This window comes from Pseudomonas sp. CCI3.1, from assembly GCF_034313985.1.
GTDB lineage: Bacteria > Pseudomonadota > Gammaproteobacteria > Pseudomonadales > Pseudomonadaceae > Aquipseudomonas > Aquipseudomonas psychrophila.
Map to the genome: position 1 here is coordinate 822,157 of NZ_JAVIWO010000001.1, position 23,996 is coordinate 846,152.

Consider the following 23,996-nt stretch of genomic DNA (forward strand, 5'->3'; position numbering starts at 1 on the left):
CGCAACGCCTCTAAAACGGACTCCGCACGTTTGGCCATGCACTGGATCAAGCAAGGCGAGCACTGCGCCTGGCATGATCCAGTCTGTCGAACCGATGACTCGGCATACCTACTGACCCACTGAATTCTGACGGCACGCTGTCAGAATTTCACGCCTTGCCTCTTAGAAGTCCACGGTGGCGGAAAGCTCAAAAGTTCGCGGTGCGCCCAAGCCAAGACTGGATAACAACGGCGTGCCCCAATAGGCTTTGTTGGTCACGTTGGTCACGCTGCCGCGCAATGTTACCGGGCGACTGGCGAACTGGGTTGTGTAGCGCGTGCCCAGATCGTAGATGGTGTGGCCAGGCAGCGACTGCGAGTTGTCGGAATTGATGTACTGCTTTGACACCGACGTCGCATTGGCAGTCAGCGTCAAGCGTTCCACGATCGAGGTGTCCCATTCCACACCCAGCTTGCCTTGCAGCTTGGGCAGTCCGGTAGCCGTCTTGCCTTCGTTGACACCGCCTGCGGCCTTGGTGATCTTGGGATCGACATGGGCAACACCACCCATCAGACGTACGTCATGCAGCGGCGAGCCGAAAAAGCCCCACTCGATGCCACGGTTACGTTGCTCGCCGCCAAAGGAAAAGATATTGGTGTCAGGGTCCGTATAGCTATTGGGACGCTCGATCTGATACAGGCTGATGGTGTGGGTAAAATCACCTAGATCCACCTTCACACCGACTTCCTTTTGCTTGGATTTGTAGGGTGCGAACACATCCCCGGCATTCGCCGCTGTCATCGGTGCTGTGGCCCCCTTGCTCAGGCCCTCAATATAGTTCGCGTATACGGAAACATTCTCGCTGAGCTTTACCAGCAACGCGGCAGCAGGTGTGGTTGCACTCTCGTCATAACGGTTGGTACGTGCCCCGGTGGTGGTGCTGAAGGTGTCGGTGAGCACTTGCTGGCGGCGTACACCTAGAGTCAATTGCACCCGGTCCTCCAGGATCGACAACGTGTCCGCCACACCGTAGCTGGTAAGGCGGGTTTGCGAGTGTGCAATGTACGGAAAATTCTTGGCTGCAGCCAAGCCCCATACCGGGTTGTAGATATTGGTAATCCAGTCCGCGCCGGGCACCTGACGGCGCCCATAGTCTTTTTGGGTATCGCCGTAGTGCGTGGCATTCACGGTCCAGCGATGCCCGATCGAGGCTGTATTGAAGCTACCCGTCAGGCCAGCCTCCCCCGAAGTTTTCTCAAGGTCCATTTTCAACTGCCCCATGGATGTCTTGAAGTCGCCCGCGTCATTGAACACCTCGGCCAGCATGGTGCCGCTGTATTCGTAATGGGTCCTGCTCACTCCGTAGGCGGCATAAGCCATCAGGGTGTCGGTCAGGTCGAACTCACCGCGAATGATCCCCCCCCTGTCCTTGGTCTGCACATAAGCCCAGTCTGGGTTTAACAGGGTATCTGCCTTGGGGGGCTTGGGCACTGCAAGGCCGGAGGCCAGGTTGATCCCGCGATTCTGCCCGCGTACCCGGTCTTCACTTTCATACAGATCGGCAGAGAGCCTGACGCGCTCACCACGCCAGTCCAGGCCAAGCGACGTCAACTCGGCTTTCTGCTCCTGATGATTAATCGCGCCGTCACCATCACGGTACACACCGTTGAAGCGCACGCCAAACTGCTGGTCTTCACCGAAACGCCGGCCCACATCGAGATGCCCGCCGAACTGAGCATCAGACATGTAGGTGCCCGTCAGACGAGTCAGCGGTTCGGCGCTCGCACGCTTTGGCACCAAGTTGACGGCACCGCCCACCGAGCCACCCGGTGGCATTCCATTGAGCAGTGCAGACGGGCCTTTGAGCACCTCGATGCGCTCGTACATTTCTGGCGAAATTCGATAGTAGGGGGCCACGCCATACAGGCCACCAATAGTCACATCGCTAATATTGCTGGCGAAGCCACGTATGGAGTAGTTCTCGCTGAAAGTACCGGTCAAGCCATTGCTGAACACTGACGGGTCAGTCGCGGCAATGACCTGAGTGATGTTCTGGGCCTGGCGGTCGGCGATGTATTTTTCCGTGTAGCTGATGGTACTGAAAGGCGTCTCCATGAAGTCCTTGTTACCCAGTAAACCAACCCGACTGCCATAAGCGACCTGATCGCCGGCATAGCTGGCTGGCAACTCGGCTGGCGATGCCATTTCGCCCTCAACCATCGTGGCAGGGAGCGTTGATACGCTCTTTTTTTCCTCATTGGCCGAACTCTCGGCGTAAGCCGGCAGCCCCGTCATGGACAACGCCATGCCAAACAACACGGTCTGCACGGCTACACAGGTACGATTCAAGGCAAAAACTGCTCGTGTTGACGCAATACGGTTTTGAAAATGGTGTTTGCTCACGCGATGGCTCCGTCAATTGAGAAGGCTTCCTCTGAATCTAAATACAAGGAATGTTTTTAATGAGAATTGTTAATTATGAAATATGCGGCTGGCACAGCCCCGCGAGGGTTCAGCCTTGATAGCCCTTTATGACGTCCTCGATTACGCGCTTCAGGGAGGCTGGACTGGCGCCGGTTACATACCAGGCCTGGGCATCGACGAAGATCACCCGGCCGTTTCTCCAGGCATTGGTCTGGCGCAGCAACGGATTGCCCATGCTCTGCACATCCATCACCGCCCGGCGCTCCATCACGGCCGTGCGGTCAACCACGTAGATGATGTCGGGATTGGCTTGCTGGATGAATTCACTTGAAACAGGTTGGCCATGCAGCCCCGCTTCGGCCATCGGACTAGCAGATTTAACGCCCAAGGCATTGAAGATGAATCCATAGCGAGACTGCACACCGAAGGAACTGAAAGCACCGTTGTTATGCAGCACTACCAGTGCTTTTTCCGGCCGCCCTTCAGTGATACGCCTTGCTTCCTCAACTTTCGCGTCGAGTTCCAGGGCTTTCTGTCCTGCAAGGTTTTCCTTGCCGAAGATCCGCCCCAGGGTCAGCAAGTGATCCCTGATGACCTCGATATGGCGCGTCTCGCTATCTCGATAGTCGACATCGAAATGAATCGTCGGAGCCATTTCGCTCAGTTCCCGATAGTGGTTGGCCTGCAGCGACGTGATCAATATCAGGTCAGGCCTCGCCCGATGAACCCGCTCAAGGTTGGGCTGGACAATAGCGCCCAGATCCTCGACCCCCGGCGCGTCCTTGTAGCTGGACAGAAAGTGCGGGATGAAATCCTTGGGCATACCGGCCACAGGAACACCCAACTGATCGAGAAAATCGACCTCATTCATGTCCAAAGCAACCACGCGCTGTGGAGCACGATCGATCACGGTTGTACCCAACTGATGCTGCACCGTGACCGGCGCAAACGCCTCCTGCCCTGATTGCGCCCTGGCGGTTTCCCGGGGCGATTCAAGCGGCTTCTCATTGCACCCTTGCACCGCGACAAACGCGCCGATAAGCAGGGCCAGCAGCCACAATCGAAATGTGAGATCAGTGCTCATTTAGCTTCTCTTTCTGGATTGAAGTAATTGCACAGGCGTCCACGTGGGCTGTGGGTGATCTCGAAGTCCAGCCCGTAAAGCTCACCAAGCCGCGATTCAGTGATCACCTCATCAACGCTGCCGGCGCAATACACTGCGCCCTCCTTCATCGCGACAATGTGATCGCAATAACTGGCGGCAAAATTGATGTCATGCACGACTAGGATCACGGTGCGTGCGTGTTCGTCGCAGAGTCGGCGCAATGCCCGCATGATCTGCACGGCGTGTTTGATATCAAGATTGTTCAGCGGCTCATCCAGCAGCAGGTAATCCGTCTGCTGGGCGATGGTCATGGCCAGAAATGCCATTTGTCGCTGCCCACCACTGAGTTCGTCGAGATAGGCATGGCGCAGCGCTTGGAGCGAGAGAAAATCAATGGCCTCGTCGATCACTCGCTGGTCTTCACGGGTCAACACTCCACGGCTGTAGGGAAAGCGCCCGAAGGCGACCACCTCCTCTACTGTCAGACGCAAATTGAAATCCGGCGCCTGACGCAAGGTGGCCACGCGTTTGGCGTATTCGCCGACACGAATGCCTGCAACTGCACGGCCCTCGATGCGGACTTCTCCGGATGTTGGCTCCATCAACCGTGCGATCATCATCAGCAAGGTGGTCTTGCCCGCGCCATTGGGGCCGATCAGCGAAGTCAGCTGCCGAGAGGGAAAATGGGCGTCAACACCGCGCAAGACCGTCTTGGCGCCATAGACCTTATGGATATCGTGGACGGTGATCATGAGGCTCCCCGGGTGCGCACCATCAGCAAAAGGAAATACCCGCCACACACCAGATTGACGAGAATTCCAACGGTGGTTTTGTAGTTGAAGACATGCTCGACCAGAAGTTGGGCGGCGATGAAAAGCCCAATGGCAATCACGCAGCCCAACGGCAAAGTAACTCGGTGCCTGAAGGTTCGGGCAAGCGCATAGGTCATGTTTGCCACGAAGATGCCCATAAACGCGGTGGGCCCGAGCAGGCTGGTTGAAATCGCGACCAGAGCGGCAATTAGCGCCAGATGCAGGCGCACGTTACGCCGGTAATCAACACCCAGGGAAATAGCCTGGTCACGCCCCAGAGAAAGCACATCGAGGGTCGGCAAGGTTCTGATGCCTACCAGGCAAACACCGGCAACCAGCAGTCCGGCATACAGCAACTGCTGCGGCTGTGCCCGATTGAACGAGGCCAGGCTAAAGCTCTGCAGAATCGAGAACTCGCCAGGGCTGACCTTGAGCTGGACAAACTGAGTAAATGTGCCGATGACCATCGTCAGTACCAGCCCGATCAGCAGCAGGAAATAAACGTTGCTCTTGCCATTACGCAGCAGCCAGCGATGGATAAGCCACGAGTAACCAAGCAACAGCAGTACAGACAGCAGGAAGTTGCCGTTACTGCCCAGCAACATCACGCTGCCGGCTCCCAGAAATAGCACCAGCAAGGCCTGCCACAACAAATAGACGGCTTCGTAGCCCATGATCGCCGGTGTCAGTATCCGGTTGCCCGTAATGGTCTGGAACGTGATCGACGACCAGCCGATACAGATCCCGCCAATCACCATTGCCGTCAGGCGGGCAATCCGCCTGGGAATGATGTAGTCGAAATCCAGCCCCGAACGCAGGAACACGAACCCCAGTGCCAACAGGAGCACTACGCCCCATATCCCATGCCTGGAAACGAGGCGCATCATCGGTGCCTCCAAATGATCAGCGCCAGGAACAGCACACCACCCATGCTGCCTGCTGTAAGACCAATCGGCACTTCAAACGGGTAGATAATCAGCCGTCCAAGAATGTCGCAGACCAACAGCAATGAGGCGCCACCCAGCGCAACCATAGGCAGCGTACGGGCCAGATTATCGCCATAACGCAGCGCCACCAGATTGGGAATGACCAGCCCTACAAAAGGAATGGCGCCGACCGTAATGACCGTGGCTGCCACCGTGATTGCCACCAATAACAAACCCAGCGCCACGGTTGCCGAATAGTTCAGGCCCAGGCTCATGGCCATACCCTCACCCATACCGACCACGGTAAAACGGTGCGCATACACATAAGTCAGGACTACGATCGGCAGAATCAGGTAAATGATTTCGTAGCTGCCCTGTACGACCCTGGAAAAGTCACCCAGCAACCAGCCCTGCATGCTTTGCATGATGTTGTTGTGATAGGCATAGAACTCGGCGATGGCGCTCAGCAAGCCGCCATACATCAGACCTATGACCGGAACCAGTACCGTGCTTTTGAACCTGATGCGGCGGATGATCGCCAAGAAGATCAAACCGGCGGCGAAACAGAACACCAACGCAAACAGCATGCGCCAGATAGTACCGGCCCCCGGTGCCAGTACGATCGACGCCAGAATGCCGAGCCTGGCCGCATCCAGCCCGCCCGAAGTGCCCGGTTCAACGAATTTGTTGCGCACAATGTGCTGCAAGATGACGCCGCACACGGCCAGGCCAACCCCCGTCAGTATCAACGCCGCCAAACGCGGCAGCCGGCTGGCCGTCAATGTCAGCCAGGCATCGCCTGACAGCGACAACAGCTGCGTCCACTCCATCTGCCGTGCGCCCACCGACAGCGACGCGCCGCAAAGCAGGGCAAACAACACACATACACGCACCCGCATCAGACCCGCTCACTGTTCAGCGGTGTGCCGACCCGCCAGCCTTTGGCGGTCCGGCGCTGATCCAGAAAATGTGCGTAATGGCCTGCGTTGGCAAGCAAAGCGCCAGGTTCGCCCTGTTCGACAATCCGGCCCTTATCCAGCACCACGATCTGGTCCGCCATCGACACGGTCGACAGCTGATGCGCAATCACCACCACGGTGCGACGCCCGCGAAGTCCGGCCAGTACCTCGGCAATCACAAGCTGATTCTCGGCATCCAGGGCAGCGGTGGCTTCGTCCACCAATAGAATGGGAGCGTCCTTGATTAACGCACGGGCAATTGCGATACGCTGACGCTCACCGCCCGACAGGCGTGTACCGCCCTCACCCACAGGCGTGTCAAGGCCTTGCGGTAAACGCTCGACAAGCTCACTTATCCCGGCTTGCTGCGCAGCGTCCAGGACTTCGGCTGCGCTGGCATCGGGCCTGCCGATACGAATGTTGTCGGCAATGCTGCCCAGGAACAGATAACTGTCCTGAAAAATCTGGCCGACATGGTCCGCCAGCTGGCGACTGGACATCTGACGTACATCCACGCCCCCCACCAGCACGCAACCCTCGTTTGCATCGAAGAACCGCGCAATCAGCCTGACCAGCGTGGTCTTGCCTGAGCCCGAAGCACCGATCAAGGCTGTCATGCTGCCTGGTGCAATACGCAGGTTGACGTTATGTAGTACATCTGGCTGATCAGGGGCATAGCGCATGCTCACCCTGCGCAATTCCACACTGCCATCACGTGGCGGCTGCGGTTGGTCCGGCTCCAACAAAGGCTTTACCGCGAAGATGCCCTGCACAGCTTCAAGCTGACCGCACGCACTGCGCAGGATCTCGGCATAGCTGGCCACGTCCAGCAACGGGTCGATATAGCGACTGGTCAAGAGCAGCGCGACCATCACCGCAACCACCGAATCTGTATCCAGCGTGCCGCCCAATTGGGCGTTGAGCCACAGAGCAGCCGTAATCATCAAGGCTGCAAAAATGGCCTGCACGACCCAGGCATTGAGTACAACCGAGAGCGAAGACTGATAAATCAACCGCAAGCCAGACTGGCGTTGCCGCTCGATGGCCTGTTCGAGTAACTGTGAACTCCCGCCCTCACTATTGAATGCGCGCAGCACTGACTGGGCCTGTGCAAACTCGACCATACGCTGGCTGGCATCGGCGAAATGACGATGGTAAGCCTGATCGGTACGCCGCCCCAGGCGCGCGGTCAACCACAAAGCGACGGCCAGAATCGGCAGCCCTAGAAGCGCGATAAGCCCCATTGGCCAATGCAAAGCCAACAACGCAACGACGATCGCCAAAGGCGTCACCGCCCCAGTGATTACCGGTGTAAATACGTGCGCTGGCAATTGGGCCACCGTCATCATCCCCTGGGTAATCACATGACCCAGATGGCTGGTGTTGTGGGCCGTGAACCAGCCCAAGGGCAAACGCGCAACATGATCGCCGATACGTTGGCGTGAACCCTGCAGGATAACCACACCCACTGCCACACCAGCCCTCTCCACCCTACGGCGCCAAGCCCAGCATACGGTCATTCCGGCAAGCGTCAGAATCAGCCACAGCGCCGCACCGCGCACATCTTCTGCCAGCAGATACCCCAGCACCGGTACCAGCGTGGTGAGGGTCAAGCCGCTGAGCAATCCATAAGACACCGTCATCAATACATAACGATGGAAAACAGGCGCATCGTCGCCCAGCAGCTCTATAAAGGCTTTCAGCATGACGACACCGCCGGTTCTTCGCAGTTATGGTAGTCACCCAACGCCCACAAATGGGCATATAGCCCCTGACGTGCCAGCAACTCGGCGTGGTTGCCTTGTTCATGGAGCGTGCCGTTATCGAGCACAATGATCTGGTCGGCATGCATCACGGTGTCGAGTCGGTGGGCGATGACCAGAAGTGTGCGGCCCTCGGCGAAGCGCGACAGGGCATCCTGGATTGCAACTTCACTTTCGGCATCCGCCGCCGCCGTGGCTTCGTCGAGCACCAGCACGGGCGGATCGAGCAAGACGGCGCGAGCAATACTCACTCGTTGCAACTCGCCGCCGGAAAACTGCGCATCCTCACCCACCACCGAGTCATAGCCGCGAGGCAACGCGAGAATGCGCTCATGGATATTGGCCATTCGCGCCGCCTCCTCTACCTGCTGCCGGGAGGCCGACGGCCTGCCCAGGGCAATGTTGTCGCACACACTGGCATGAATCAGCCGCACCTCCTGCAAGACGAAGCCGATATGCCGGTACAGCGTAGAAGTCTCAATGTGGCGCAGGTCCACGCCACCGAGGGTGATACGACCTTGGGTGGGGTCAAAAAAACGCAGCAGCAGGCGCGCCAGGGTTGATTTCCCGGCGCCGGAACGACCGACTATGGCCGTCGTTGTACCGGGCTGGAGTGCAAAGCTGATATCCAACACTCCCCTGCGCCCGGCGTCATAGGTGTAGCCGACGTGCTCCAGGCAGATTTCACTGCCCATAGGCAACAACTGCATGCCGGGCGCGGGTTGTTCAAGCACCGGGGTATCGAGCAGTGCCTGCACGCGGCCGGCAGCACCCGTGGCGTGGTTAAGGTCGTGAGTGACGTAGTGCAGCAATAGCAAGGGACCACATAAACCTGGAGTCACCAGGGCGAATGGCAGTACATCCAGCGGCACGATCCAGCCCAACGCAACGAAAGAAGTTCCAAATGCCAGCACCGTACCCAGTACAGCGACCGGAGATATCATCGCATTGGCGTTGGCCATTGAGCCCACCAGAGGGCGGGTGAAACCGATAAAAGCATGGGCGAAAGCGTCGATGGCCTCGCGGTAACTGTTATGCGCCTTGCCAATTGCCCCGAACGACTTGACGACCGGGATGCCATTGACGAACTCGACCACGGCATTGTCTATGCGCCCCATCCCCTCGACGAACGCCTGCATGTTGCGCTCGCTGGCCTTCATGGCGCGGGTGAAAAAGAGGAAGAATCCGGGAAACGGCAAGATCGACACGATCGCCATGCGCCAGTCCATCGCAAACAGGTAGACAAGCGAGATAACAATAGCGCCTACCGCGCGCCCCACCGTCGTATAGAAATGCGCGGTCAGGCTGTGCAGCGTATTGATGTCGTCCTGTATTGCCTGCTTGACCTCACCGGATGCACGACGTGTGAACCACCCCAGGGGCACGCGGCTCAGTCGCTGGATAATCGCCATACGCAGGTGATAAGTGATGCGATTATCAGCCAGGTGGGCGAGAAGTTCTGCGGCGGATATCAGCAGCATTCCCAGACACAGGCTGGCGATACCGGCGATCACCACCCACCACACTTCGTGGGAAACGATGCCCGAATCGCCGAGGGCCAGACTCGCTATATGCGCAATGCCTGCCAGCGGCACCAGCGTCAACATTGAACCGCAACCCGCGAGCGCGGCGGCAACAATCAGCCGCCCACGAATGGGGCTCAGGATCTGGCTGATGGGGCCACGCCCCTTGGGTTTGGCCGAGACCGTGTCAGGAGTGTCCATGTCAATCAAGCGTCCATAAATTCAGGAGGATGGAATGGCTTTCGCACTCCAGCGCAGGGCAAACAGAAGGGAGTCGGATCACATGGGATTGGCCCGGAAATCAGAATCTTAATTAGTTGCATGACTATAAACTAATTTGCGCAATGCTGACAAGACAGCTACAAGACACTCCTCACCGCTCAAGGAACAGCCATGAAAGCGTCACAACCACCCGCCTCCCGCGGGCGTCCGCGCACCATTACGCGGGAGCGCATCGTCGAAGCCGGTATTGAAATCGGCTTACCAAGCATTACTTTTGTCGGCGTAGCCGCTGCATTGGGGGTCAGCCACATGGCGCTTTACAAGCATGTTGCAAACCTTGAGGCGCTCAAGAATCTGGTAGCCGAAGAGATCTTCACTCGCTGGCAAATACCCCGGGCCGACGTAGAGCAACGCAGTGCGTTGAGGGAGTACCTGACGCTGTTCGCCACATCGGTACGGGTGTTTGTCAAAGCGCACCCCGGACTGACGCCCTACGTCATCCGCAGGCTGGCAGCGACACAACCCATGCTCGCCAAGATCGACGAGCATCAAGGCCATATCGCACAGGTCTATGGCCTCTCAAAGGAAAACGCACGCTGGCTGCTGGCGACAGTGGCATTCCACGGTATCGCCGTGGCCGATACGGTGTATTCGGTAACAAGCCGAGCGCCTGTTATCGAAGCAGATCGCTTGGCGGAAGAAACCGAAATGGAGGTGGAGCTGGACCAGGGCATGCGCGCGCTTATCGTCGGGGCACTGGTCCTGCTTGAGGAACAGGCTCAGAAGGATAGTCAGAAGTTCAGTACCAAGTCGTAGTACACAGGGCAAGTTCGGCAGCCCCAATGATCACTGCCGTTCAATCGCAGCTTCGCGAATCAACCTGTCAACGGCCTCTATGACGTTCATCATTGAGGCCGTTTTTTGCAGCGTTTTTTGAAACGACCCCTTAATCATGTCTTGCGCCACCTCTTGCGAACAAACGCAGCCCTGAATGACACGCCTGCAACACATACGCCGTCTATAGAAAGGGAACTACTGAGCCAGAGCCGGTCCAAACAGGTTCAAGTCATTTAAGTTGTAGAAATCAGGGGTCAGGTGATGAACAAGCAGGAAGAAGGATGAGCGCCAAGACGAGCCACGGCTGGATCTGGGCATACACCAAGATTCGCGGCCTGCAATGCTCCCGGCTGACTTCGGCCTACAGGGCCTCCCTCTACGTGATGCGCGGTGATACGGGAACGTTTCACAGCGATCTGAGCTGGCAAAAAAATCGCATCCGCCGCTGAACCGGCAACCAGCACCCTCTCCCTTCAAACCTGCACGTTGCCGTGCGACGGGTTTACTTGCGCCATCGAAACCTTTACATAATTGGTTCGACCCGCCAAACAATACATAGACAGGAACACGCCCGGGTCCAATGATGGACCGCTGCATCCGGATACAGACCTCTAATAAAAACAATCGAGTGTCGTGAGCCGCCATGAACATCCTTTACGATGAACGCGTCGATGGCATCCTGCCCGACGTGGATCTAGCCCTGCTTCTGCACACCTTGCAGGCACGTTTGCCGGGCCTTGAAGTCCTGCATCAGCGTGAAGAGTTGAAGCCGTACGAATGCGACGGCCTTAGCGCCTACCACACCACGCCCCTGCTGGTGGTGCTGCCACGTCACCTCGACGAGGTGCAGGGCGTGCTGCAGATTTGCCATGAGCTGCGCGTCCCGGTCGTCCCTCGCGGGGCTGGTACCGGTTTGTCCGGTGGTGCATTGCCGTTGGAAAAAGGCGTACTGCTGGTCATGGCCCGCTTCAACAATATCCTCCACATCGACGCCGCTGCCCGAACTGCACGGGTTCAGCCGGGGGTGCGCAATCTGGCGATTTCCCAGGCGGCGGCACCGTTCGGCCTTTATTACGCCCCCGATCCGTCCTCACAAATCGCCTGTTCGATCGGCGGCAACGTCGCGGAAAACGCCGGTGGCGTGCATTGCCTAAAGTACGGTCTGACCGTGCACAACCTGCTCAAGGTCGAGGTTCTTACCGTAGAAGGCGAGCACCTGACATTGGGCTCGGACGCACTCGACTCCCCTGGTTTTGATCTGTTGGCGCTGTTTACCGGCTCCGAAGGCATGCTCGGGGTGATCACCGAGGTCACGGTCAAACTGCTGCCCAAGCCTCAGACAGCCAAAGTGCTGCTGGCGGCATTCGATTGCGTTGAGAAAGCGGGTCGAGCCGTGGGCGACATCATTGCCGCAGGCATCATCCCCGGCGGCCTGGAGATGATGGACAACCTGGCCATCCGCGCTGCGGAAGACTTCATCCACGCAGGCTACCCCGTCGACGCCGAAGCCATTTTGCTGTGCGAACTCGACGGTGTTGAAGCCGATGTCCATGACGACTGCAACCGGGTACGTCAGGTCCTGGAGCAGGCCGGTGCCACCGAAGTGCGCCAGGCTAAAGACGAGGCTGAGCGGGTGCGCTTCTGGGCCGGGCGCAAGAACGCCTTCCCGGCTGTAGGTCGCCTCTCGCCTGATTACTACTGCATGGACGGCACCATCCCGCGCCGTGAGCTGCCGGGGGTTCTGCAAGCCATCGCCGCGTTGTCGACCGAGTACAAGCTGCGAGTAGCCAACGTGTTCCACGCCGGTGACGGCAATATGCACCCGTTGATTCTGTTCGATGCCAATCAGCCGGGCGAACTCGATCGCGCCGAAGCCTTGGGCGGCAAGATCCTTGAGTTGTGTGTAAAGGTCGGCGGCAGCATTACCGGCGAGCACGGCGTGGGTCGCGAAAAAATCAATCAGATGTGCGCGCAGTTCAACAGTGATGAACTAACCCTGTTCCACGCTGTAAAGGCTGCCTTCGATCCCGGTGGCCTGCTCAACCCCGGCAAAAACATTCCCACCCTGCATCGCTGTGCCGAGTTTGGCGCCATGCACGTTCACATGGGTCGATTGCCCTTCCCTGAACTGGAGCGTTTCTGATGCACAAAGAATCCGATCTGGATGACAGCGACCGCCTGCTGGAACAGGTCCGGCAGGCCCTTCAGTACGCTACCCCGCTACGTATTCAGGGTGCCAACAGCAAGATGTTCCTTGGCCGCCCCGTGGCGGGTGAAGTGCTCGACACCCGCTCCCACCGGGGCATCGTCAGCTATGACCCAACCGAACTGGTGATCACGGCCCGCTGCGGCACCCCCCTGTCGGAGTTGGCGCACGCTCTGGATCAAGCCCAACAAATACTGCCCTGCGAACCGCCCTCGTTCGCAGATGCCACGGTAGGGGGCATGATTGCCAGCGGGTTATCGGGACCTCGCAGGCCCTGGTCAGGCTCGGTCAGGGACTATGTCCTTGGAACACGGGTCATCACGGGGCACGGTAAACATTTGCGCTTTGGCGGCGAAGTCATGAAAAACGTCGCCGGCTACGATCTGTCCCGCTTGATGGCTGGCAGTTATGGCGTGCTTGGGGTGGTGACCGAAGTGTCCCTCAAGGTACTGCCCAAGCCTCGGCAATGCCTGAGTATCAGCCTGGAACTGGACCCCGAACGCGCCCTGCTGCGCCTTGCAGAGTGGGGCCAGCAACCGCTGCCGATCAGCGCTGCATGCCACGATGGCCAGCGCCTGCACATAAGACTTGAAGGCGGCGATGGCTCGGTGGCAGCGGCCCATGAACGGCTCGGTGGCGAGCTGCTGGATTCTTCTTACTGGACCGATCTCAACGAACATCAGCTGAGCTTCTTCGACGAGACCCAGCCCCTTTGGCGGCTGTCCTTGCCCAACAACACTCGCTGCCTGGCTTTGCCCGGTACTCAACTGATCGATTGGGGCGGTGCGCAGCGCTGGCTCAAGTCAGATGCCGATGAGGCGTTCATTCGCAACGTCATGGCAGAAGTCGGCGGGCATGCGACCTGCTATCGGCACGGCCTGGTCGACAGTCCGTTTCAGCCCCTGCCCGATGTGCTGATGCGCTACCACCGCAATCTGAAACAGCAACTCGATCCACGGGGCATCTTCAACCCCGGTCGCCTGTACGCGGAGTGTTGAGCCATGCAGACCACCCTGAGCGACAAAGCACGCCAGTTGCCCCGCGCCCTGGAAGCCGAAAGCATCCTGCGCAGTTGTGTGCACTGTGGTTTCTGCAACGCCACGTGCCCGACCTATCAGTTGCTTGGCGATGAACTGGATGGACCGAGAGGCCGTATTTACCTGATCAAGCAAGTGCTCGAAGGCAACGAGGCCACACAAAAGACCCAGCAACATCTGGACCGTTGCCTGTCGTGCCGCAATTGCGAAACCACCTGCCCTTCCGGCGTCGATTACCACAACTTGCTGGATATCGGCCGGGCCGTGGTCGACGCTCAAGTGCCCCGCTCGCTAGGGCAGCGCTTGTTGCGCGAAGGCTTGCGCAGTGTTGTCCCGAGTACCGGTCTGTTCAAAGGGCTGGTCAGCAGCGGTCAGGTTCTACGCCCATGGCTGCCGGGTCCCCTGCAAGCAAAATTGCCCCGCACGGTGCCTGCGGCAAAACCTCGACCGACCACTCACCATGCCCGACAGGTGCTGATGCTCGAAGGCTGCGTGCAACCGAGTCTGTCACCTAATACCAACGCGGCGGCCGCCAGAGTTCTGGACCGGCTGGGGATCAGTGTGAAGCCTGCCCGTGAAGCCGGTTGCTGCGGCGCCGTGGATTATCATCTCGACGCCCAGGCGACGGGACTTGATCGCGCCCGCCGTAACATCGATGCATGGTGGCCCGGCATTGAAGACGGAGCCGAGGCCATTGTGCAAACTGCCAGCGGTTGTGGCGCCTTCATCAAGGATTATGGCCACCTGCTCAGCAGCGATCCGGCTTATGCCCGCAAGGCAGCAAGGGTCAGCGCGCTGGCCAGGGACCTGGTTGAAGTACTGCACGATGAGCCCCTGGAAACGCTTGGCATACACAGCGATCAGCGCCTGGCGTTCCACTGCCCTTGCACCTTGCAACACGCCCAAAAGCTCACTGGGGCGGTTGAAGCCCTGCTGGCCCGAGTCGGGTTCAACCTGACAGCGGTTCCCGACAGCCACCTGTGCTGCGGTTCGGCGGGGACTTATTCGCTGACCCAGCCCGAGCTGTCCCGACAACTGCGCGACCAAAAACTCACTGCACTGGAGAGCGGCCACCCCGAGGTCATTGTGACGGCCAATATCGGTTGTCAGTCCCATCTCGACAGTGCAGGCAGAACCCCGGTCCGCCACTGGATCGAACTGTTCGAAGCCGCACTGCCCCAACCCGGAGAGCCACCATGCAAACCAAAGCCGTACTGAGTCAGAAAGAAGTCAGCCAAATCCTTGCCGTGGCCCGCAGCGAAGCACAGAACAACCAATGGGCCGTCACCATCGCCATTGTCGACGACGGCGGCCATCCGCTGGCCCTTGAACGCCTTGACGGTTGCCCGCCGATCAGCGCCTATATCGCCACTGAAAAGGCGCGCACCTCGGCGTTGGGTCGACGCGACTCCAAAGGCTATGAAGAGATGGTCAATGGCGGACGCTACGCCTTTTTGTCTGCCCCCCTGCTGACTTCCCTGGAAGGTGGCGTGCCGATCATCGTCGGTGGCCATGTGATCGGTGCCGTCGGTGTCTCCGGAGTCAAGGCCGAACATGATGCACAAGTGGCCAGGGCCGGCGCGCAATGCTTGAAATAAACAGGCCACGATGCACCCAAGCAAGCAGTTCCTCTGTGGGAGCGAGCCTGCTCCCACAATAAACCCTGCAAGGCTCGAGTTCTGTGGGTGCCGAAGTCCCAGTGGGAGCGAGCCTGCTCGCGAAGGCATTACTTCGGATTAACGGGCAAACCGCAGCGCACGCCTAAAGGCACTCACCACTGGCGTTTGTCCGGGCGCTCCAGGCCCAGTTTTTCTATCCGGTAGCGCAACATGTCCCGGCTCAACCCCAGCAGGCGGGCCGATTTGGTGACGTTCCAGTCGGTCTTGTCGAGCATCTTGCGCACCATGTCGCGCTCCACTTCCGGCAGGTTCATCGACTCCATACCGTTGTAAACCGCACGTGGCTCATGAAGCTGCGCCTCCAGTTGCATCTGGGGCTCATCCACCAGGCTCAGGCACACGTTCAATTGATTCGCAGCAATGGTGTCGCTTTGGGCCAGCAGCACGGTTTGCTCAAGCATGTTGCGCAGCTCACGCACATTGCCCGGCCAGCTGTAATTGAGCAGCAGTTCTTCAGCCTGATTGCTGAAATGCAGATGCTGCTTGCCATAGCGTTTGCCATGACTGGCGAGGAAGTGTCGCGCCAGCAACAGAATGTCCTGACCCCGGCTGTGCAGTCTCGGCACCTTGATCGAGATGATGCGCAGACGAAAAAACAGGTCGCGACGGAATTTACCCTGTTGAACCATCTGTTCCAGGTTGCAGTTGGTGGCGCTGATAACCCGCAGATCCACCTTGCGCTCCTTGACCGAACCGACACGGCGAATCGTCCGGTCTTCCAGCAACTTGAGCAGCTTGGCTTGCAGCAACAGGTCCATCTCTCCGACTTCGTCGAGAAACAGCGTGCCACCATCGGCGGCTTCCACCAGGCCCACACGCCGATCCTTTGCGTCAGTGAAGGCCCCTTTCTCGTGACCGAAGAGCTCAGATTCCACCAGATTGGACGGTATCGACGCGCAGTTGAATTCAATGAACGGGCCTTTGCTGCGTGGGCCGTCAAAGTGCAGCGCCCGCGCCACCAGCTCCTTACCAGTGCCGGTCTCGCCTTCCACCAGAACAGGCGGCAAGTCGGTGTTGGCCATCCGGCGCTCCGCGTCGAGCAACTGGGCAATGGTGCCCTTGAGGTATTGCATGGGCGCCGAATCGCCGATCAAGGCCTGAACCCCTGATTTCTGAGCCTCACGCTCCTGATAAAACGACAGGGTGCGCTCCATGCGATCAGTCGCCATGGCCTTGTCCAACAACAGCTTGAGCTCAGCCAGGGCTACCGGTTTGGTGACGTAGTGGAAGGCGCCCTCCTTCATCGCAATCACCGCATCTTCTACGTTGCCGTACCCGGTCATCATGATCACTTTCAAATCCGGCGCGCTGTCGCGCAGCTTCTGGATCAGGTCATGGCCACTCATGCCCGGCAGTGAGTTATCAGTCAACACCACGTCAGGGGTGAAGGCCGTCATTTTTTCAAGCGCCTCTTCAGCCGAATGGCAGATCGTCACCTCGAAGTTTTTACGCTCCAGATAAGTCTGAATATTCTCGGCTAAAAGCTCGTCATCCTCGACCAGCAGAATGCTGTGTTCCATATTCTTCTCCCGTTGCCACTTTAAAGTTGAGTCGCACGCGGGTTCCTTCCTGCTCTCGGCTGGTCAGTTCGACCGAACCTTCGAAGCGCTCCATGATTCTTTTAACCAACGCCAGGCCGACACCCAGGCCGCCTTGCTTGGTGGTGAAAAACGGTTTGAACACCATCTGTTGCTGCTGCGGGCTCATGCCTTTACCCGTATCGCTCAAGGTCATGCTCAATTGCCCCGGCTGCGAGGATTCGATGTCGATCATCAGCACGCCGCCCTTGGGCATGGCCTCCAGGGCATTGGCAAACAGGCTGTTGAGGATTTGCGTGAGCAGCACTTGCTGACTGACTACCGGCTCAAACGCCGGTGAATTGAATCGTACTTCCACGTTCGAACTGCGGATCAGGGGTTCGAAAGCGCTCAAGGTATCTTCAAGCGCCAGCACCAAATCCACGGCTTCGGACTCTTCAGTGGCCGGGCGCAAGGAAACAAGCAGCTCGCGGACCCAACGCGACATGCGGTCGACCTGATTGATAATGTCACCGATATTTTTCTGTGCACCTAGGCTGGCGAGGCCCTGGGACAGTTCGGCACTTGACCGTATGTTTGCCAGAGGGTTGCGCAAGCTGTGGGCAACGGCTGACGACATAGCTCCAAGGGCGACAAAGGTTTCGTTGGCAATCAGCTGCTTTTGCTGGCTTTCGAGCAGTCGGGCGGCGCGGCGCACGATCCAGAACAACGCCAGGTAAATCACCAGTCCGCCCAGTATCGTCGCCAGCCAGATGCTCTTGAAGCCGCGCTGTATGCGCGCTACCAGGTCCGCGGGCTCCTTGTAGATCTCCACCATGGCAATAACGTGACTTTTGTCGGCGTTAAACATCGGTATGTAGTTTTCAACAAACAGGTAATCGGGCTCACGCAGCAGTCGCTGTTCAGGGCGTTCATCGTTAATTTCGTGATAACTGGTGGAGACCGCTTCCTTCATTTCAAAGGACTGATCCAGTTCATCGTCATTTTCAATACGCACCCCGATCAGTTCAGGATTGGTTGACCAGACCACCGTGCGGTCAAGGGCATACACGGTAGCCAGAAGAAGGTCCGGCAGGTGCTCCACATGGTCCAGAAACTCAATGCGCGCCGTTGTCCGCGTCTCGGGTGCAACGTCTGGATAAGCCTTGTCCTGACGCGGATCGAGCATCTCACCCATGGTACGGTCGGGCGTGATAGCGGCATGCCGGATCTCTGCCGCACCAATGGCCTGGATAAATTGCGCGGTCAGGATCGAGTCCCGCTCAATGCTCTCTTCGACCAAAAAGCGCGTGGATATGTAGCCCAGCCCCAGGGCTACCGCGGCAATGATCAGAAAGCTGCCCAGAGAAAACCAGCGCAGCAGGTTGAACTGCCTGCGTTTGAGCAGTTGCGCATGGGGATCGGCTTCTGTTTTATCGGGTAACGGCATGGGTGTTCCCCGGTAGCTGATCTGAGTCCTTTCAGTCGAGTTCAGAGTCAGTGTAGGCGTCCGTTAACAAGACGGACGATACAATGATGCTATTTAGCCTCTACTGCACGTGCGCTGACAGAGACTGCTGGCGATCCGTTTCTTCCTGCAAGAAGTCCATGATTGCCTGCGCGGCGTTTTCATCCAGCCGCAGGTTGGGCATTGGAATCTTGCCGTATTGTTCGAACAGTGCCATCGCAACCGGATCCTTCTGCACCAGCATGCGATCCGGCTCACGTATCCAGCGGCTCAGCCAGACCGGATCGCGCTGCCGGGTCACCCCGATCAGATCGGGGCCGATACTGCGCATACCGATGCCTTGCCCGTCCTCCAGGCCCAGGCTGTGGCACGAGGCGCAACGCGTACGAAAAAGCTCTTCACCGTTGCTTGGTGGACGAATTTCAGGGGCATCTGCATAGCTTTGTTCGAGACTGGGCTGCTTCCAGTTTTGCAAGGTATTGGCCAGTTGATCAGCCAGAATCCAAGGATTTTCAAAGGGCGAAGCTTTCATCCAGCGACCGGTTTGCTGATTGCCTACGATCAGGCTGAGGTTGTGATCCTTGGTCCGGCCGTTGTCGACACCCTCAATGAACAACCCGAGTTTGTGCCGCAGTTCGGTGACGGCGTCGAACTCACCGGTGAGAAACTGCCAGCCGGGCCCTGCCTTGAAGCGTTGCGCGTAGGCCTTTAGCACCTGGGGTGTATCGCTCAATGGATCGATGCTGATGGAGTAAAAGAAAATATCTTTGCCGACCCGCTCCCCCAGCAGCTTTTGCACCTGGCGCAGACGCGCCGTTTCGAGGGGACACGAGTCACTGCACGAGGTGAAGATGAAATTGATCACCACCACCTTGCCCTTGATCATGTCATCGAAAAAACGCATCTGCCGACCGTCCTGATTGGTCAGCAGGGTGTTGGGAAAGTAGTCACCGCCCCAGGGCGATCCGGGTTCATTGACCGGGACCGGCTCGGCTTCATGGGCGACACACACCTGAGTCCCCAGCAGGCAGGTGACCAACAACACCAAATGCATGCGCAGCGCACGGCAAAGGGCCAATTGAGCACCCATGAGGTTCATTGGCTCACCTTCACTTGTGGGCCCAGGCCATCGCCCTTGCGGAAAGTAGGCAATGCGGCCGAATTTACATAGCGCACACCGTCCCAGCTGGGCAGCGGAGTCGGCATCAACTGGAATTGCCCCGGTTTCTCTATGTCCCAACGCAGCAGCATGGAGTTGTCTTCATGCTGGGTGTTGTGACAGTGCTCCATGTAGGTGCCAGCAAATTCGCGGAAGTTGATCGCCATTTCGACGCTGTCCAGCCCATCTTTTTCCGAGCCGATACGGTACACATCTTTGCGAGCCCACTTTTCCCATTCCGGAGGAGCCTTGCCACCCCGACTGAGAATGATCCCTTCCTCGAAGTGCACGTGCACCGGGTGACTCCAGCCCTTGCCGCCGGCCTTGATGTTCCACACCTCAAGCGTGCCGAACCCGGCAGTCCCTGCATCGGTTGGACCGCTGGCCAGCTGGGTGGCCGCATTCAGCCGTCTGGGGTCCATGTGGAAGCCAAAACCGCCATCGGTCTTGACCGTCCAGGGTGCTTCGTCAGTGCCGTCAGAGCGGCCGAAGATGAATGTACGGTGGCGAGCCTTGGCCAGCAGAGCCTTGTCTGCCGCATTGTCACGATGCAGCTTGAGCGGGATCATGACCAACCCTTCTGCCTTGCCCGGCTTCGCGGGTTCATAGGCAGCGGGGTCCATGGCCAGATCCTGCCCGGTGTAAGCCTTGACGTTGAACTGCAACACCATGCCGACTGCCGGGTCGCCCTTGTCCCATTGCGGACCTTTGCTCGACTGCTTGATCACTGCCAGGTATTTCTTCGACAGCACATCGCCCAACGCTACGGGTTCTTTAGGGCCCTTGCCGTCGTCATGCACCAGCAGGTTAACCATGAACAGCTTGTCCCCTGGCTTGATTCCGTTTTTCGCGAAATTAACGATGATGTCAAAGCGTTCGGCGATGCCCTGGGTCGGCAGGATTGCGTTGTGGTTTTGCTTGTCGCCGTCTGCATCCAGGTCCATGGAGCCGTCAAAAGGAACGCTGTGTTCCATGATGTTGCCGTCGTTGGCGATCATATGGAACGGCACCCGGGCATAGGAAACGCCAGAACCTTTTGGTCCCTGGAACTCGCCGCCAGTGCCTTTGATTTCACGCACCATGGCCAGTTTGAAGTAGCGCGATACCGAGCCATTGAGGATACGGAACCGATAGCTGCGAGCACGTACGTCCAGGGTCGGCTTCCATTGCCAGTTCACCAGCATCTGGTCACCGATAAAACCGTCGGTGTTGAACGGGTTGAACCACAGCTGACCATTTGCATCCCAGGCCTTGTCGGCGAGTACCAGATTGACGTCGTAGTCGCGATTGCCCCACGCCAGCGCGCTGCCACTGGGCAAGCGCAGGTTGACGCCGTCGTTCACTGATTCGTTGCCACGGTCCAGGGCGCTGTAGTAGTTCATCATGGCCGCGTTGCCCTTGTAGACATTCTGCGCGGTGAAATCGAGCATGTGATCGTGAAACCAGTGTGTGCTCATGGTTTCGCGCCAGTCGCCACGGATGTTGATCGTGCCGTTTTCGCAGGTCTTGCGGCTCGGCCTGAGATCGTTGGTCCACAGGGTTTCACCGGGCGCACACGGGAACGCTGCACGGGGGTCATGGGCGTCGGTGTTGATGCTGTCGTAGCCGGCCAGCTGGATCGGCCAGCGATAGTCGTAATACTGCCCAGGGAAGAAGAACGCGTTGGCATAGCCGTCGCTTTCAGCTGGCGCGTGGCCGTTGTGTTCGTGGGTGCTGATGGTGTGCAGGCCAAAGCCCATGTTGGCCGCCGGATCGATCGGCAAGCCGTTGTAATGCCGCATCAGTACCGGCTGACCGTAGCGCACCATCAACAGCTTCGGTGGCAAGGTGCCATCGAAGGTCCAGACCGAATTGTGGTTTTGCACCGGCATGTTGGGGTGAAAGCGCGCATCCACGCCCTTGGCTGTGCCATCGGTTGCCGCTACGCCCGCCACGTTGTGGTACAGGCCACCGGGGCCGAACTCGCCCAGCGCATAACCGTGCATCTGCCGACTGTCCCGCAGGCCGCCATTGGTCCGCGCCCCGGTCTGCACCGTCTTGTAGGCCAATTGCGGGTAAAATTCGTTCCAGCGCTGATGGGACCAACCCTTGCCTGGCGGACGCCCTTCGGCAGACGAGCCAATGCGGCGATTGAGAAAAAACTCGATTTGCGCCTGCCACGGGTTGCGATCCACCACATTCGAAAACTGGCTGGGAAACGGTGTCAGCCCCGGTTGACGCAAGAAAGCGTCGAGGGCCGCTCCCGGTGGCGCACTGCGGGCGACACTGGTGGGGTCCTGCTGCGGCAGCGGGCCAATCGCCGCTGCTGGAAACCCCAAGGGCGCTGCAGGTGTGGTCGGGTCAAGTTTTTCCGGGCCGAACTCTTCGAACAGTACCAACTGCTGGGTAAACGGTTGAGCGCCAAACAGCGGGCTGGGTTTACCGTTGGTGGGGTAGTTGAAGCTGGTCTGCACCGCCGGCGGCAAGATGTTCTCTTGACGCATGGTTGCACGGGTGCCTTTGACCCCATTGGGCAGGTCGAAGGAATCCAGGTTGGCTTCCGGCAAGGTCAGGATGGCGTTCAAGGCTGCCGGTTTGTCAGCCGGCTCATCATAAAAAGCGGACGGGTCTGAAGGTTCAGGCTGTCGTTCGTCATCGATGGGGCTGGCACGCAGAGGCGTGATGCCCAGGATCATTGTCAGCAGAACACTCAGCGGAGCTAGCACACCGAGCCATTTGGAAGGGAACCGCGCTTTTATGTCCATCACCAGCCGCCTCGAAATCATGAAGGGGGTAATGGAACAGGTGCAAGGAGCCCGCCACTTTTAAACAATTACTTACAAATAAAACAATCTGATAAAAAACAATTACCTGCATGCAACTATCTTCTGAAGCCTGCAATGTCTACCCGCAAGGCACCCGCTAGTGGGGAAAGCTCACACCCGCTTTCTGGGGTATTAACTTGAATGACAGTTGGACGCACGTCCCCTCTCCCTTGGAGCTTTGCAGGCTTGCCGAACCGCCGTAACGCTCCATGGTCCGCTTGACCAGTACCAGCCCCACCCCAAGCCCGCCTTGCTTTGTAGTAAAAAACGGGCGGAACGCCATGCTGCGTTGCTCCTCGTTCATGCCTTTGCCGTTATCGCTCAATACGACGCTGACACTGCACCCATCGTTTGCAACCAGCTTAATCGTCAGGGTTCCGCCCTTGTCCATGGCGTCCAGGGCATTGGACAACACACTGCTCAGAATATGGTTCAACTGCAGCTGCTGGCTAAGCACCATCGGTGTGGATTTCGGCTCGAACTCAACCCGGATCGCAGCCTTGGCAATCTGCTGCTCAAAAGCTGCCAGGCTGTCATGTAGCGCCGCCACCAGATTCACCGGCTCGGCATCGCCGCTGAGCGGGCGCAGTGATTGCAGCAGTTCGCGAACCCACTTCGACATCCGGTCAACCTGTAACACGATGTCGTTGATGTTCTTGTGGGCCGCGCCACTGTCGAACTCCAGCGCCAGTTCGGCACTGGAGCGAATGGTCGCCAACGGGTTGCGCAAACTGTGGGCGACCGCCGAGGACATCTCACCCAGCGCAACAAACGTTTCGTTGGTCACCAGTTGTCTTTGCTGGGCCTCAAGCAGCATGGCGGCCCTTCGTACGATCCAGTACAGCCCCAGGTAAATCAGCCCTCCACCCACAGCAGTGGCCAGCCAGATCAGCAGCAAACCACGAACCATACGATGGATCAGGTCGCTGGGTTCCTTGTAGATCTCGACCATCGCCGTAACCTTGTCGCCATCGGCATCGAATAACGGGATGTAGTTCTCGATGAAGATATATTTGGGCGGGACTAAAAATTTTTGCTCCATGCGCTCTTCATCGACACTGTGATATCGGGCCGACACGGGTGTTTTGGAGTTGAAGGCACGGTCCAGGTCTTCGTCAGCATGGATGGTGGTACCGATCAGCGCAGGGTTGGTCGACCAGATTATCGTGCGGTCAGGTGCATAGATGTTGGCAAGGATCACATCGGGCAAGTGCTCGATGTGATCCAGAAACTCGCCTCGCGCACTGGCGCGAGCCTTGGGGTCGACGTCGGGGAAGTCCTTGTCCTGACGCGGGTCGAGCAATTCACCCATGGTCCTGACGTTGGGTATCGAGACATGGCGAACCTCGGCCGAGGCAATCGCCTGGATAAACTGGGACGTCAGCAACGCATCGCGGTGCACGCTCTCGGCAATCACGAACTGGGTCGAGACCGCCCCCAGTGCTGCTGCCACTGTACCGATCACGGCGAAGCTGATCAGCGAGTACCAGCGCAACATATTGAACGCTGGCTTGCGTGAGCCCATGCGTTCATTGGCCTGGTCGACCCGAAGTGTTCTAGTCGGCACACTCATTGA

General features: G+C 58.4%; 18 protein-coding genes. 6 read left to right on the forward strand and 12 right to left on the reverse strand.

Annotated elements, in window-relative coordinates; translation table 11 throughout:
• Positions 1 to 162: 162 nt before the first annotated feature.
• The 7 genes from RGV06_RS03615 to RGV06_RS03645 form a co-directional block, all read right to left on the reverse strand.
• Positions 163 to 2,382: a TonB-dependent receptor gene (locus tag RGV06_RS03615; RefSeq protein WP_048351419.1), complete on the reverse strand. Its 2,220-nt coding sequence runs from the start codon at positions 2,380 to 2,382 to the stop codon at positions 163 to 165.
• Positions 2,383 to 2,491: 109 nt separating this feature from the next.
• Positions 2,492 to 3,487: a siderophore ABC transporter substrate-binding protein gene (locus RGV06_RS03620; protein WP_322149395.1), complete on the reverse strand. Its 996-nt coding sequence runs from the start codon at positions 3,485 to 3,487 to the stop codon at positions 2,492 to 2,494.
• Positions 3,484 to 4,260 (reverse strand): ABC transporter ATP-binding protein, encoded by a 777-nt coding sequence (locus tag RGV06_RS03625; RefSeq protein ID WP_019825625.1) that lies wholly within the window; start codon positions 4,258 to 4,260, stop codon positions 3,484 to 3,486. Before RGV06_RS03625 ends, RGV06_RS03620 begins: the two co-directional genes overlap by 4 nt.
• The gene (locus RGV06_RS03630; protein WP_019825623.1) at positions 4,257 to 5,207 is read right to left on the reverse strand and encodes an iron chelate uptake ABC transporter family permease subunit; all 951 of its coding nucleotides are present in this window, start codon (positions 5,205 to 5,207) and stop codon (positions 4,257 to 4,259) included. The genes RGV06_RS03625 and RGV06_RS03630 overlap by 4 nt, the downstream gene beginning before the upstream one ends.
• Entirely contained in the window at positions 5,204 to 6,145 is a 942-nt protein-coding gene (locus RGV06_RS03635) for an ABC transporter permease (protein WP_019825621.1), read from the reverse strand. The genes RGV06_RS03630 and RGV06_RS03635 overlap by 4 nt, the downstream gene beginning before the upstream one ends.
• Positions 6,145 to 7,911, reverse strand: a complete 1,767-nt coding sequence (locus RGV06_RS03640) for an ABC transporter ATP-binding protein (RefSeq protein WP_322149396.1) — start codon at positions 7,909 to 7,911, stop codon at positions 6,145 to 6,147. Before RGV06_RS03640 ends, RGV06_RS03635 begins: the two co-directional genes overlap by 1 nt.
• Positions 7,905 to 9,692 (reverse strand): ABC transporter ATP-binding protein, encoded by a 1,788-nt coding sequence (locus RGV06_RS03645; protein WP_019825618.1) that lies wholly within the window; start codon positions 9,690 to 9,692, stop codon positions 7,905 to 7,907. Before RGV06_RS03645 ends, RGV06_RS03640 begins: the two co-directional genes overlap by 7 nt.
• Before the next feature lie 192 nt (positions 9,693 to 9,884).
• Here RGV06_RS03645 and RGV06_RS03650 point away from each other — a divergent pair, with 192 nt between their 5' ends.
• The 6 genes from RGV06_RS03650 to RGV06_RS03675 all read left to right on the forward strand — a co-directional run bounded on the left by RGV06_RS03650 (position 9,885) and on the right by RGV06_RS03675 (position 15,391).
• Positions 9,885 to 10,529, forward strand: coding sequence for a TetR/AcrR family transcriptional regulator (locus tag RGV06_RS03650; RefSeq protein ID WP_322149398.1), 645 nt, complete (start codon positions 9,885 to 9,887; stop codon positions 10,527 to 10,529).
• 302 nt (positions 10,530 to 10,831) lie between these two features.
• Positions 10,832 to 10,999, forward strand: coding sequence for a hypothetical protein (locus RGV06_RS03655; protein ID WP_019825614.1), 168 nt, complete (start codon positions 10,832 to 10,834; stop codon positions 10,997 to 10,999).
• Between the two features lie 194 nt (positions 11,000 to 11,193).
• Positions 11,194 to 12,693: a glycolate oxidase subunit GlcD gene (glcD, locus tag RGV06_RS03660; protein WP_322149400.1), complete on the forward strand. Its 1,500-nt coding sequence runs from the start codon at positions 11,194 to 11,196 to the stop codon at positions 12,691 to 12,693.
• A complete protein-coding gene (gene glcE, locus RGV06_RS03665) occupies positions 12,693 to 13,754 on the forward strand; it encodes a glycolate oxidase subunit GlcE (protein ID WP_322149401.1) in 1,062 nt (353 codons plus the stop codon). Before glcD ends, glcE begins: the two co-directional genes overlap by 1 nt.
• A 3-nt stretch (positions 13,755 to 13,757) precedes the next feature.
• Positions 13,758 to 15,011, forward strand: coding sequence for a glycolate oxidase subunit GlcF (gene glcF / locus RGV06_RS03670; protein ID WP_322149402.1), 1,254 nt, complete (start codon positions 13,758 to 13,760; stop codon positions 15,009 to 15,011).
• Positions 14,990 to 15,391: a heme-binding protein gene (locus RGV06_RS03675; protein WP_019825608.1), complete on the forward strand. Its 402-nt coding sequence runs from the start codon at positions 14,990 to 14,992 to the stop codon at positions 15,389 to 15,391. Before glcF ends, RGV06_RS03675 begins: the two co-directional genes overlap by 22 nt.
• A 173-nt stretch (positions 15,392 to 15,564) precedes the next feature.
• Here RGV06_RS03675 and RGV06_RS03680 read toward each other — a convergent pair whose 3' ends face one another.
• The 5 genes from RGV06_RS03680 to RGV06_RS03700 all read right to left on the reverse strand — a co-directional run bounded on the left by RGV06_RS03680 (position 15,565) and on the right by RGV06_RS03700 (position 23,993).
• A complete protein-coding gene (locus tag RGV06_RS03680) occupies positions 15,565 to 16,992 on the reverse strand; it encodes a sigma-54-dependent transcriptional regulator (protein WP_019825607.1) in 1,428 nt (475 codons plus the stop codon).
• On the reverse strand, positions 16,961 to 18,439 hold the full coding sequence (locus tag RGV06_RS03685; RefSeq protein WP_046810822.1) for a sensor histidine kinase: 1,479 nt from the start codon (positions 18,437 to 18,439) through the stop codon (positions 16,961 to 16,963). The genes RGV06_RS03680 and RGV06_RS03685 overlap by 32 nt, the downstream gene beginning before the upstream one ends.
• A gap of 100 nt (positions 18,440 to 18,539) precedes the next feature.
• Positions 18,540 to 19,556 (reverse strand): SCO family protein, encoded by a 1,017-nt coding sequence (locus RGV06_RS03690; protein ID WP_322149404.1) that lies wholly within the window; start codon positions 19,554 to 19,556, stop codon positions 18,540 to 18,542.
• A complete protein-coding gene (locus tag RGV06_RS03695) occupies positions 19,553 to 22,360 on the reverse strand; it encodes a multicopper oxidase domain-containing protein (protein WP_322149406.1) in 2,808 nt (935 codons plus the stop codon). Before RGV06_RS03695 ends, RGV06_RS03690 begins: the two co-directional genes overlap by 4 nt.
• A 157-nt stretch (positions 22,361 to 22,517) precedes the next feature.
• A complete protein-coding gene (locus RGV06_RS03700; protein ID WP_037032302.1) occupies positions 22,518 to 23,993 on the reverse strand; it encodes a sensor histidine kinase in 1,476 nt (491 codons plus the stop codon).
• Positions 23,994 to 23,996 lie beyond the last annotated feature (3 nt).